The sequence below is a fragment of the Thermoanaerobacterium xylanolyticum LX-11 genome, assembly GCF_000189775.2.
Classification (GTDB): Bacteria; Bacillota; Thermoanaerobacteria; order Thermoanaerobacterales; family Thermoanaerobacteraceae; genus Thermoanaerobacterium; species Thermoanaerobacterium thermosulfurigenes.
On the sequence record NC_015555.1, the window covers coordinates 960,614 to 972,828 of the forward strand.

Sequence of the window (12,215 nt, forward strand, 5' to 3'; positions counted from 1 at the left end):
AGTGAGAGGCATAAGAAAAAAGCTTTTTATTACGTATCTGATTATAACAGGAATAATCTTTTTATTGTTTTATTTATCTCAAGTCGTCTTTATAGGTAAGATATACACTTATTATAAGATTAACCAGCTAAAAAACTACAGCTTAGAAATTGCCAATGCGTTATCTAAAAATGATGATAAGACTGCTAATGAGCTTATTGAAGAATCCAATTCAAAAGTAATTGCAGTAACTGATACAGGTATATTGATTTTTGGAACTCGTGGAAACGGACAAGGCTATGGAATAGGGTTGCCAAAAACTTTTCTTAATACTGATGAAAAATTAAGTGTGGTAGAATTTACGCATCCATCAATTGGTGTAGAGTCTCTTGCGGTTATAAGATCATTTTCATACAATAAGCAAAACGCAAAACTGGTATTGACTATTCCTCTATCGACTATTGATGATACTGCCATGATATTTAAAAGTGAATTTTTTTTGATGCTACTAATATGTATTATTGTAATAATCATTATGTCAATTATCATGTCAAAAAGGCTGACAAAGCCAATTGATGATTTAAAATATGCAGCGCAAAATATAGCATCTGGGAATCTTGACGTGAAATTAGATGTAAAGACAAATGATGAATTAGAAGATCTCGCTATGTCTATGAATAGCATGGCAGAAAATCTCAGTAAAGCAGAGAAATTTAAAAGAGATTTAATTGCCAATATAACTCATGACCTTAAGACGCCTTTAGGGCTTATAAAAGGATACTGTGAGATGCTATTGGACTTTTATGGTGATGATAAAGAAAAAAGAAACAGATATTTAAATGCTGCATTAAATGAAGTCGATCGAATGTCAAAAATGATAGATGATGTTTTATCATTATCAAAGCTTCAATCAGGTTTAGTGAAACTAAAGATATCGTCTTTTAATTTAAAAAATTTAGTTGATGATGTGGTTTTAAGCTTTGAACCATTGCTGCAAGGTAAAAATATAAATATTGTCACGGAGAATCTTGATGTAATTGTAAATGGAGATGCTGAACTAATTAGAAGGGTTATAATGAATCTTTTGAGCAATTCGATAAAAAGTATTAATAAAGGGGGTTTAATTACTATTTCTTCGATATTAGAAAATAATCATGTGAAAGTTATTGTATCAGATACGGGTAAAGGAATAGAGAAAGAAAAGCTGCAAAATGTTTTTGAGAAGTTTTATAAAGTTGATAATAAAGGTACAGGTTTAGGGCTTGCAATAGTAAAAGAAATATTGGATTTGCATGGCAGTGAATATTATATAGAGAGCGAGATAGATAAAGGTACTTCGTTTTATTTTACTTTAGATAAAGTAGCTATATAATTGTAGTATCCCCTATACAATGGGAGAGGTATGTGATATAATAATATTGAATACAGTATACAAGGAGTGATTTTATGGATTCGATATTTTCTTGTGCAGTATGTCCTAATAAGCCTTGCGCAAAAGGTGATGATAATTTTCCTAAGAATTGTCCTACAGTTATGGAAAAAGATATTATCAATGATTCAATTGAAAAATACAATAATGACGAAAATGTAAATAAGATTATGAAAATAGCAAATACACTTCCTGTTGACGAAAATGGCGAATTAAGGAGCAGAGCAGAAGAAATAATCAATTTAATTATGAAAATGGGTATGAAGAAAATAGGTGTTGCTTTTTGCTATTCACTGGAAAAAGAGGCAAAGAAATTTGTCAAGATGCTTAATAAATACGATGTAACTGTAGTACCTGTGTGTTGTAAAGTAGGATCAGTCGATGTAAAAGAAATTGGGATAGAGAAAAAGAGGGATAAATTCATTGCAACATGCAATCCTATTACACAAGCCGAAATTATGAACAAAGAAAATACAGAATTAAATGTGGTTGTTGGGCTTTGCGTTGGACACGATATATTGTTTAATAAAAATTCTAAAGCATATGTAACAACTTTAGTCGCTAAGGACAGGAAGTACAGTCATTGCCCTGTAAAAGCACTTGAGGAATAAAAAAAGAAGCTATCCATGATATAAGGATAGCTTTTTTATTAAAATTTTTATTTTTTCTACAAATTATTTGCAAAAATACTTTAAGTTAAATTAAAATTATATTAACAAGTTCACATGTATTTGTTATCAGTTAATACGGAACAGATAAAAATTTTTTAGGAGGAGTCAATTGATTATGACAAATTCAAAAAAGGAAGTTGTTATATCAAATATTGTACTGATAGGCATGGTAAGCATGTTAATTGATATGAGTACAGAAATGGTATATCCGATAGTTCCGCTTTTCCTAACTGCAACACTTGGGGCTTCGCCCGCAATTGTAGGAATTATTGAAGGTATTGCTGAAAGTATAGCATCGATTTTAAAGGTTTTTAGCGGTTACATAGGTGACAAATATAAAAATAAAAAAGTCCTGACTTTTATAGGATATTCAGCTTCCGCTATCTATAAAATACTTCTCCTTTTAGCAGGATCATGGATAGGCGTCTTGATAGCTCGAATTCTAGATCGCACAGGGAAAGGCATACGCACTGCGCCGCGAGATGCTCTTATTGCGCAATCCAGCGAAAAGGATAAACTTGGCGGATCTTATGGACTTCACAAAATGCTTGATATGGCTGGATCATCTTTAGGAGCTTTTATTGCTTTTATCATAGTAACAATTGGGCTAAACTATAGATTTGCATTTATATGGTCGATTATACCTGCTATTCTTGGTATTATGATTATTCCTTTTATAAAAGAGGATAAAAATAAGAAACAAAAAAATGAAAAATTGACATTCAAAAATTTAAATTTGAGCTTAAAATTAAAGCTCTATTTGGCTGTTATGTTCATTTTCAACCTTGGAAATTCATCAAATACTTTTCTTCTTTTGAAAGCACAGAACTTGGGCTTTTCTTTATCATACGTCATGCTTCTTTATCTCGTATTTAATGTTTCCACATCATTAATTGCCATTCCCTCTGGAAAGTTGTCAGATAAATTTGGCAGAAGGTTGATTTTGGTTTCTGGTTATGCCATTTATGGACTTGTCTATTTGGGATTTGCGTTGTCTAATTCAAAAATCGTAATTTTTCTTTTATTTATATTTTATGGAGCTTATACAGCATTTATAAGCGGTGCTGAGCGGGCATTTGTAGCTGAAGTATCCCCTGATGAGTATAAAGGTACAGTATTGGGTATTTATGGTATGATGCAAGGCATAGGATTATTGCTGGCATCTATTATAGCAGGAGCTATGTGGGTACATATAAGTCCAGATGCGCCATTTTGGTTTGGTGGTGTTCTTGGGCTTACATCTGCAGCTTTAATTGCAGCTATATTAAGTTTAAGTCGATTTCAGGAAAATAAAGAATCAGTAATGTAAGAGAGAGTATTTTTTAAAAATGGAAATTTCTTTAGGTTATATATATACAATAATAGGGCCGTCTGGCGCTGGCAAGTCTACCTTTATAAAATTAATAAATAGGCTTATCGATCCAACACGATATCTATTGCATTTGGTGCTGCTATCACACTTACAGCACTTATATTATTTGGTAGCATTCATTTTAGACCGCAGGAGGTGATTCCTGTATCTGGTATGATAATAGGCAATGCAATGGTTTCATCAGGCTTGACAGTGTCAAGGCTTAAAGATGAGGTAAAGAATAGAAGACACGAAATTGAGACATATCTTGCTTTGGGAGCCAATTCAAGACAAGCATCACAAAAAATATTAAAAATAGCTATTAAAACAGGAATGATGCCTACCATAGACAGCATGAAAACGCTTGGAATTGTGCAGTTGTCAGGCATGATGACAGATATCTATATTTAACTTTTAACGTGCTCGTAGTACATAAAATTAAGCTATCCTATATAAGGATGGTATTATTTTTTTAAACGTAAAAAAATATTTACAAAGTATTCACAAATTCTTAAAAAATGTTATTTATAATATAATCATGAAAAGAAAAAAATTGTAAGGAGGTTGGTGTAAATGGAGTTCAACAATGGTTTTGAAAATTACAGGCTTTCTGATGTCAATCCAAAAAATGATAAGAAAAGTTTAGGCAAGATGGTTAAAAGATATAGAAGAAAAATGTTTATGTCATTTGTAGCTATAGCACTTGTTGCGGCATTGGCTGGTGGTGCTTTAGGAGCAGGAATTGTCAAATACGTTGATACAGGCAATACTCAAGTTGTGAATAGATATTTACCGCTTTCATCTGACAACAACAATTTTAATTTGATTACAAACATTGTGAAGGCTGTAAGCCCATCTGTTGTCGGCATAGATACATATATTAATGGTTATGGGGCTTATGGATACGGTGGCAATTCTTATGTTGAGGAAGGAAGCGGCTCTGGAATAATCATAGATTCGGAAGGCCACATTGTCACAAATGATCATGTTGTAGAAGGTGCATCAAAGATAACCGTAAACTTATCTGACGGAAGGAAATTTCCTGCACAATTGATAGGTAAAGATTCAAGAACTGATCTTGCGGTTTTAAAGATAAATGCTACAAATTTGACACCTGCAAAATTAGGAGATTCATCAAAGCTTGAAGTAGGAGAATTAGCAGTAGCTATAGGAAATTCATTGGGTGACAGTTTTGCTGGAACGGCGACAGCAGGCATCATAAGTGGTTTAAATCGAAATTTGCAAAGTGATTATGGCCCGGTAAATCTTATCCAGACAGATGCTGCAATAAATCCGGGAAACAGTGGAGGACCTCTTGTAAATAGCATCGGTGAAGTGATAGGAATAACAAGCATAAAGCTTACATCAACTGGCGATTCAAGTTCTGGGGATCCTTTTGGTCTATTTCAAAGTCAAAGTGTGCCGCTTGAAGGAATGGGTTTTGCGATACCTATAAACGAGGCAAAACCTATAATTGAAGAGCTTATTCAAAAGGGATATGTTGAAAGGCCTGTTATAGGTATAAGCGTGCAACAAATAACGAGGCAGCAAGCAAATCAATACAATATACCGGTAGGACTTTATATTGCACAAGTGCAGCAAGGAAGCGGTGCTGATGCTGCAGGTCTTCAAGCAGGTGATATAATAACCGCTGTAGATAGAACTAATGTAACCACATTTAATCAACTTGAAAATATTTTAAATAAACACAATGTTGGCGATGTGATAAGCGTGACAATTTGGAGAAACGGTCAAACACTTACAGTCAATGTGAAACTATCAGGTTCAAATGGACAATAATGAGTTTGATGTGGCTTTCAAGCCACTTTTTTATTTTTTTTATAGTTTTCAGATTTGTGTTATACTTAATGTATGAAGTAGTTTGTTTTGAGAAAGGGTGTACACTATGATTTATATCTACAACAAGAGCACAGATCCTTATTTCAATTTAGCGGCAGAGGAATATGTGCTAAAGCAATTTAACGATGAATGTTTCATGCTTTGGAGAAATAGGCCAAGCATAATAATAGGGAAAAATCAAAATGCTTTGGCTGAGATCAACCTTGACTACGTTAAAGAGCACAATATACCAGTTGTGAGAAGGTTGTCTGGAGGTGGAGCGGTATTTCACGATTTAGGCAATGTGAATTTTACCTTTATTGTAAACGATGATTTGAATGGGTTTAGCGACTTTAGAAGATTTACACAGCCTATTATTGATGTTCTAAGAAAGCTATCTTTAAATGCGGAGTTTTCTGGTAGAAATGACATAACGATCGATGGCAAGAAAATATCAGGCAATGCGCAGTACTATTATAAAAACAGGATACTCCACCATGGAACACTGTTGGTGTCGTCAAATATGGCGGATTTATCAGCGGCATTAAAGGTGAGACCTATAAAATTTGAAGACAAAGGCGTGAAGTCTGTATCTAAGAGAGTGACCAACATAAATGAACATTTGGAAAAGCCTATAGATATAGAGGAATTTATTAACCTTATAATGGACGATATAAGGCTAACTACAGGCGGAAGTGGCCTTTACGAATTTACAGACGAAAATATACGAAATATAGAAAAGCTGAGAGATGAGAAGTACAATACTTGGGAATGGAATTTTGGCATGTCTCCAGACTATAATTTAAAAAATGAAAAGAAATTTTCAGGCGGCACGGTAGAAGTGGATTTAAACGTGTCTGATGGGATAATAAGAGACATAAAGATCTACGGAGATTTCTTTGGAAAGAAAGATGTAAAAGATATAGAGGAAATTCTAAAAGGTGTAAAGCATTCTGAAAATGATGTTAAAAATGCGCTTTCATCAATAGACATTGGAGAATATTTTTCAAACATAACATTAGAAAATTTACTTGATGTTATGTTTTAATAGAAAATTATCTTTAAAATATTGAACTATCGCTTAGATGGTGCTAAAATATGGTTAGAGTGAGTTGTCAAATAATTAACCTGATTAAGAATTCTGATTTAAGCAATAATAATTTAGTGAATAGCAATTAAAATTGGAGGTGTACCTTGTGGAATTAGAAGTTAAGGTACCTGTTTTGTCTGATACTATTAATGAGGGCAAAATAACTAAATGGTATATTAGTGAAGGGCAATTTGTTAAAAAAGGAACTTGTTTATGCGATATATCGGTTGGTAAAATGAATTTTGAAGTGTATTCAGAATATGATGGCATAATTTCTAAGATTATTTTTCCTGCCGGTAGTACAGTAAAATCAGGAGATGTCATTTCGTTGATATCAGAATCTGAAGAAGTTCCTCAAAAGTCAATTTTAAACAATGCAGATACAATTTATGATGAAGTGAAGGATTACGATTTGGCTGTCATAGGTGGCGGCCCTGGAGGTTATGTGGCTGCTATAAAAGCTGCAAAAAAAGGTGCAAAAGTGGCACTTTTCGAAAAAGATAAAGTGGGCGGTACTTGTCTTAATAGAGGCTGCATACCCACAAAAGCTTATGCAAGAGTTGCAGAAGTTTATGACATTATAAAAAGGGCAGATGAATTTGGCCTAAGTGTAGATGTAAAATCATTTGATTACAAAAAAGTGGTTGAAAGAAAGGATAGCATAGTAAACGAGCTTGTATACGGTATAAATACATTGCTTAAAGCTAATGGTGTTGATTTGTATTCTGAAGAAGCAAAAATAGACAAAGATAAAAATATACTATTTGGAGAAAATAAGATAAAGGCAAAAAACATAATAATAGCAACTGGTTCTGAGCCTCAAGAATTGCCTATTGAAGGCATAAAATCAAAGAATGTCATAAATAGCAACGATATTTTGGAGATTACATCATTGCCTGAAAGTTTGTGCATAATAGGCGGTGGAGTAATTGGCATGGAGTTTGCCTTTATAATGAACCAATTTGGAGTAAAAGTATCTATCGTTGAGATGATGCCAAGACTTCTTCCTCAACTTGATAAAGAAGTAAGCAATTTAATAAAGTCTGAGGCGCAGAAGCGTGGCATGAAGATTTACACATCTTCTAAGGTTGAAAAGATTTTAGAAGAAGAAAATGGTGGAAGCATTGTAACGATAGAAAAAGATGGTGAGACAAAATGTATATATGCTGACAAAGTGTTTATTTCCATTGGCAGAAAACTAAATACGGACGTAGGGCCAATTTCAGAGCTTTTAGAATTCGATGGAAAAGCTATAAAAGTCGACGAATACTTAAGGACGAATATTGACAATGTATACGCCATTGGCGATGTTACAAATAAAATGATGCTGGCACATGTGGCATCAGCGCAAGGAGAAGCAGCAGTTGACAATATTTTTGGAGGCAATGTTGCTCTCGATTATATGAAAATACCTGCTGCTGTATTTACAGAGCCGGAGATAGGTTATTTCGGCTATACAGAAGAAGAGGCTAAGAGCAAATTTGGAAATGTAAAAGTAGGTAAATTTTACTTTGCAGGTAATGGCCGAGCAAAAACGTACGGTGAAACAAAAGGTTTTGCTAAGATCATATCCTCCGAAGATGGAGATGTCTTAGGAGCATGGGTTGTGGGGAGCGATGCATCTGAAATTGCTCAGATAATATCTACTTCATGTCAAAGTGGTGCAAAGGCAGATGATCTTAAAAAAGCCATATACACTCATCCTACCAGAAGTGAGACTATAATGGAGGCAGTAAAAGATATTTTTAAAGAATCGATACATAAAGTATAATAAAGATTTTAAAGCGATAATGCTTTAAAATAAATTAAATTTAGAAAGGAAAGGTATTATGGCAAAGGTTGATTTAAATCAAATGTATGCAAATTTAAGCAAGATAGGTCAAAGCATTCCATCAGTTATGAAGGCATTTGAGGAGCTTCATGTTTCAGCTGTTGGCAACGGAGCACTTTCAGCTAAAGAAAAGGAACTAATTGCATTAGGCATAGGCGTTGCTGTTCACTGCTCATACTGTATAGCCGATCATGTAAATTCATGTTTAAAAGCTGGAGCAACTCGAGATGAGATAATGGAAGTATTAGGTGTTGCAATACTTATGGGTGGAGGTCCTGCTGCAGCTTATGCTACAGAAGCTGTCCAGGTATTAGAAGATGCAGGTAAATAAAAATATAGCTAAAAGGAGGTAATTAAAATGGCAGTGGAAACTTTTAAGGCGGTTTCTAAAAAGTTGCCGGAAGGATTGGCAGTGGAAAGCGAAGTAAGAGGCTTTAAGATGGTTTTAGACGAGCCGAAAGAAATGGGCGGTACAAATAAAGGAATGAATCCTGTAGAGGCATTGCTTTGTGCTTTGGGCTCTTGCCAAACCATTGTAGCATCAGCTTTTGCAAAGGCTAAAGGCATAAATCTTCAAGAGTTCTGGGTAGAACTAGAAGGCGATATTGATTTGGATGGCTTTATGGGTAAATCCGACGTAAGACCAGGTTTCCAAGAGATAAGATTTAAGATGCACATGAAGACAGATGCTCCAAAAGAAAAAGCAGAGGAGTTTGCAAAATTTATAGAAAAAACATGCCCAGTAGGCGATTCTATAGCGAATCCTGTAAAATTAGTTTTGTCAGACGTTGTTGTAGAATGATATTAGAAAAGCCGGTGTCATTAGACACTGGCTTTTACTATTGGGTTTCTTGCTGCTTTTACTTCATCAAGCCTTCTTACAGGCGTATTGTGAGGTGCTGTCTTTAATATTTCTGGATTTTCTTCTGCTTCTTTAGCAATTGATTTCATTGCTTCTATGAATTCATCCAAAGTTTCTTTGCTTTCAGTCTCAGTTGGTTCAATCATCAGTGCACTATCTACTATGAGAGGGAAGTAGATAGTAGGAGGATGGAACCCATAATCTATCAATCTTTTTGCTACATCGAGCGTTGTTATGCCAGTTTCTTTATTCTTGAGGCCACTTAAGACAAATTCATGTTTGCATATTGTATCATATGGAAGATCATAGTGGCTTTTAAGCTTTTCTTTAAGATAGTTTGCATTTAAAACAGCCATTTCACTGGCAAACTTAAGTCCTTCAGCACCCATAGTCAATATATATGCGTACGCTTTGACAAGCACGTTGAAATTTCCGTAAAAACTTCTTATTTTGCCTATTGTATGCGGTAAATCATACTTAAAATAATATTTATCATTGTTTTTTTCAACAACAGGTACAGGCAGAAAATCTACAAGATCGCCTTTTACGCCAACTGGTCCGCTTCCAGGTCCGCCTCCACCGTGTGGTGTTGCAAAAGTCTTATGGAGATTTATGTGGACCACGTCAAATCCCATGTCGCCTGGTCTTGTTATACCCATGTTGGCATTCATGTTTGCTCCATCGTAGTAGAGAAGGCCTCCAGCATCATGAACTAGCTTAGCTATTTCTATGATGTTTTTTTCAAAAAGGCCGAGAGTATTTGGATTTGTAAGCATCAACCCTGCCACATCATCGTTAAGCATCAATTTCAATGAATCTATGTCTATAAGGCCATCATTTCCGGATTTTATCTCTACAACTTCAAAACCAGCTGTTGCGGCGCTGGCTGGATTTGTGCCGTGGGCAGAATCAGGTACTAAGATCTTTTTCCTTTTGTATTCACCGATGCTTTCAAAGTATGATTTAATTATCACCATTCCAGTAAGCTCTCCATGAGCTCCTGCAGCAGGCTGAAGCGTTATCCCATCCATGCCTGTTATTTCTTTTAGCATTTCTTGTAAATTGTACATAAGCTTTAATGCACCTTGTACAGTATTTTCATTTTGCAGTGGATGTATATCAGTAAATGCTTCAAAGCTGGCAATATCTTCATTTACTTTTGGATTGTACTTCATAGTACAAGACCCTAATGGATAAAATCCCTTGTCGACACTGTAGTTTTTATATGACAAATTTGTATAATGCCTTACAAGATCTACTTCGCTGACTTCAGGAAGGATTAAGTCTGTATGTCTTAAAAGCTCGTCTGGAATGGATTTTTCTAATTCAAAATCATCTACATCTAATGGTGGAAGGCTGTACGCTGTATGGCCTGGTTTTGATACTTCAAATATAAGTTTATCGTAGCTCATCAATTGCACCTCCCATGACACTTACAAGCTTATCAATTTCTTCCTTAGTCCTTTTTTCAGTGACGCAGACAAGCATTGAATTCTTGTACTTTTTGTACTCTTTTTCAAGGTTGTAACCACCAATTATGCCATTTGACAAAAGAAGATCATTTAAGTCATCTACGTTATTTTCACAATTAATTGCAAACTCCATAAAAAATGGCTTTTCAAATATAGGCTTAAATTTTCCTGTTTTTAGTAGCTTATTGTATGCATAATGAGCCTTTTTGTAGCACTGTGAAGCAACATCTTTAATGCCGCTTTTTCCAAGTGTTGCCATATATACGGCGGCAGTCAATGCGTTCAGTGAGTGATTTGTGCAAATATTTGATGTGGCTTTTTCTCTCCTTATGTGCTGTTCTCTTGCTTGCAGCGTCAATACAAACCCTCTTTTTCCATCTACATCGTTTGTTTCTCCTATGATCCTACCTGGCAATTTTCTCATTAATTTTTGTGTAGTTGCAAAGAATCCCAGGTGAGGGCCTCCAAAGTTAAGGTTATTTCCAAGAGGCTGGCCATCACCTACTGCTATGTCTGCACCTATTTCTCCAGGTGTTTTTAATATAGACAATGATATTGGTTCAACGTACATGATGAGAAGTGAACCATTTTTATGAACAAGTCTTTCTACATCATCGAGGTCTTCTATTATGCCGAAAAAATTCGGATTTTGTGCTATGAATGCTGCAGTATTGCTATCAATAGAAGATTTTAAAAGATCTACATCTATCGTGCCTTCTTTATCATCTATCTCAACAATTTCTATATCGCTAAATCTCATGTAAGTACGAAGTACTTTCTTTGCTTCAGGATTAACTGACGATGATACAAGCACTTTTTTTCTGTTTGTAACAACGGAGGCCATTTTTGCAGCTTCGCTTAAAGCTGTAGCACCATCGTACATAGATGCGTTTGAAACATCCATATCAGTCAAGTTGCATATCATCGTCTGATACTCATATATGGCTTGCAATGTACCTTGACTTATCTCAGGTTGGTACGGCGTATAAGCTGTATAAAATTCAGGCTTTGATACTATGTGCTTTACAACAGATGGTATAAAATGATCGTATACGCCTGCACCTAAGAAACAAATAAGATCATCTGTCGTCTTAATATCTTTAGCCAATTCTTTCATGCTTTTTATAAGCTCTGCCTCTGACAACGGTTCTGATATATTAAGTTTCTGATTTAACCTTATGTTCTCTGGAATGTCCACAAATAAATCTTCGATTGATTTTACATTCACAGATTTAAGCATTTCGCTTTGTTGGGCTTTGGATGCTGGGATGTATTTGTGCACTATACCCACTCCTTTTAGAAAAATTTTGATTAATTGCAAAAATCTCTATATTCTTCTGGTGACATAAGTTGATCTAATTCACCCTTGTCATTCATTTCGACGCAAATCATCCAGTTTTCGTATGGATCGCTGTTTAAAAGTGATGGATCGTCTGCGACGGCTTGGTTTACTTCAACTACTTTGCCGCTTATAGGGCAGTAGACATCGGATGCTGCTTTTACTGATTCAACAGTGCCTAATGTATCACCTGCATTTAATGCTGTATCAATTTCAGGAAGTTCTGCGTAGACTATGTCGCCTAATGAATGCTGAGCAAAATCAGTTATTCCAACGTATGCCTTGTCGCCTTCAACTTTTACCCATTCGTGATTTTTTGAGTAATAAAGACCTTCTAAAATTTTCATAAAAA

At 35.0% G+C, this 12,215-nt stretch carries 11 protein-coding genes and 2 pseudogenes; 10 read left to right on the top strand and 3 right to left on the bottom strand.

Annotated elements, in window-relative coordinates; all coding sequences use genetic code 11:
* The first annotated feature begins 1 nt into the window (after position 1).
* From THEXY_RS04720 to THEXY_RS04760, 10 genes and pseudogenes are all read left to right on the top strand, one after another.
* The gene (locus tag THEXY_RS04720; protein ID WP_013787693.1) at positions 2–1,351 is read left to right on the top strand and encodes a sensor histidine kinase; all 1,350 of its coding nucleotides are present in this window, start codon (positions 2–4) and stop codon (positions 1,349–1,351) included.
* Between the two features lie 74 nt (positions 1,352–1,425).
* A complete protein-coding gene (locus THEXY_RS04725; protein WP_013787694.1) occupies positions 1,426–2,019 on the top strand; it encodes a DUF1847 domain-containing protein in 594 nt (197 codons plus the stop codon).
* Positions 2,020–2,194: 175 nt separating this feature from the next.
* A complete protein-coding gene (locus THEXY_RS04730) occupies positions 2,195–3,388 on the top strand; it encodes an MFS transporter (RefSeq protein ID WP_013787695.1) in 1,194 nt (397 codons plus the stop codon).
* A 34-nt stretch (positions 3,389–3,422) separates the two neighbouring features.
* Positions 3,423–3,506 (top strand): annotated as a pseudogene (locus THEXY_RS12350) (ATP-binding cassette domain-containing protein); the annotation flags it as partial.
* Positions 3,506–3,838: pseudogene (locus tag THEXY_RS04735) on the top strand (ABC transporter permease); the annotation flags it as partial. The pseudogenes THEXY_RS12350 and THEXY_RS04735, both read left to right, overlap by 1 nt.
* 165 nt (positions 3,839–4,003) lie before the next feature.
* Positions 4,004–5,230, top strand: a complete 1,227-nt coding sequence (locus THEXY_RS04740) for a S1C family serine protease (RefSeq protein ID WP_013787696.1) — start codon at positions 4,004–4,006, stop codon at positions 5,228–5,230.
* 106 nt (positions 5,231–5,336) lie between these two features.
* Positions 5,337–6,317, top strand: coding sequence for a lipoate--protein ligase (gene lplA, locus THEXY_RS04745; protein ID WP_013787697.1), 981 nt, complete (start codon positions 5,337–5,339; stop codon positions 6,315–6,317).
* Positions 6,318–6,465: 148 nt separating this feature from the next.
* On the top strand, positions 6,466–8,130 hold the full coding sequence (gene lpdA / locus THEXY_RS04750; protein ID WP_013787698.1) for a dihydrolipoyl dehydrogenase: 1,665 nt from the start codon (positions 6,466–6,468) through the stop codon (positions 8,128–8,130).
* 58 nt (positions 8,131–8,188) lie between these two features.
* Positions 8,189–8,521: a carboxymuconolactone decarboxylase family protein gene (locus tag THEXY_RS04755; protein ID WP_013787699.1), complete on the top strand. Its 333-nt coding sequence runs from the start codon at positions 8,189–8,191 to the stop codon at positions 8,519–8,521.
* 27 nt (positions 8,522–8,548) lie between these two features.
* Entirely contained in the window at positions 8,549–8,992 is a 444-nt protein-coding gene (locus THEXY_RS04760) for an OsmC family protein (protein WP_013787700.1), read from the top strand.
* Between the two features lie 20 nt (positions 8,993–9,012).
* Here THEXY_RS04760 and gcvPB read toward each other — a convergent pair whose 3' ends face one another.
* The 3 genes from gcvPB to gcvH are packed head-to-tail and all read right to left on the bottom strand — an operon-like array spanning position 9,013 to position 12,210.
* On the bottom strand, positions 9,013–10,464 hold the full coding sequence (gene gcvPB / locus THEXY_RS04765; RefSeq protein ID WP_013787701.1) for an aminomethyl-transferring glycine dehydrogenase subunit GcvPB: 1,452 nt from the start codon (positions 10,462–10,464) through the stop codon (positions 9,013–9,015).
* Positions 10,451–11,806, bottom strand: coding sequence for an aminomethyl-transferring glycine dehydrogenase subunit GcvPA (gene gcvPA / locus THEXY_RS04770; protein ID WP_013787702.1), 1,356 nt, complete (start codon positions 11,804–11,806; stop codon positions 10,451–10,453). Before gcvPA ends, gcvPB begins: the two co-directional genes overlap by 14 nt.
* Before the next feature lie 29 nt (positions 11,807–11,835).
* A complete protein-coding gene (gene gcvH / locus THEXY_RS04775) occupies positions 11,836–12,210 on the bottom strand; it encodes a glycine cleavage system protein GcvH (protein WP_013787703.1) in 375 nt (124 codons plus the stop codon).
* Between the last annotated feature and the right edge of the window lie 5 nt (positions 12,211–12,215).

Coding starts and splice junctions, on each gene's coding strand:
- THEXY_RS04725 (WP_013787694.1), top strand. CDS start 1,426: ATGGATTCGATATTTTCTTGTGCAGTATGTCCTAATAAGCCTTGCGCA.
- THEXY_RS04730 (WP_013787695.1), top strand. CDS start 2,195: ATGACAAATTCAAAAAAGGAAGTTGTTATATCAAATATTGTACTGATA.
- THEXY_RS04740 (WP_013787696.1), top strand. CDS start 4,004: ATGGAGTTCAACAATGGTTTTGAAAATTACAGGCTTTCTGATGTCAAT.
- lplA (WP_013787697.1), top strand. CDS start 5,337: ATGATTTATATCTACAACAAGAGCACAGATCCTTATTTCAATTTAGCG.
- THEXY_RS04755 (WP_013787699.1), top strand. CDS start 8,189: ATGGCAAAGGTTGATTTAAATCAAATGTATGCAAATTTAAGCAAGATA.
- THEXY_RS04760 (WP_013787700.1), top strand. CDS start 8,549: ATGGCAGTGGAAACTTTTAAGGCGGTTTCTAAAAAGTTGCCGGAAGGA.
- gcvPB (WP_013787701.1), bottom strand. CDS start 10,464: ATGAGCTACGATAAACTTATATTTGAAGTATCAAAACCAGGCCATACA.
- gcvH (WP_013787703.1), bottom strand. CDS start 12,210: ATGAAAATTTTAGAAGGTCTTTATTACTCAAAAAATCACGAATGGGTA.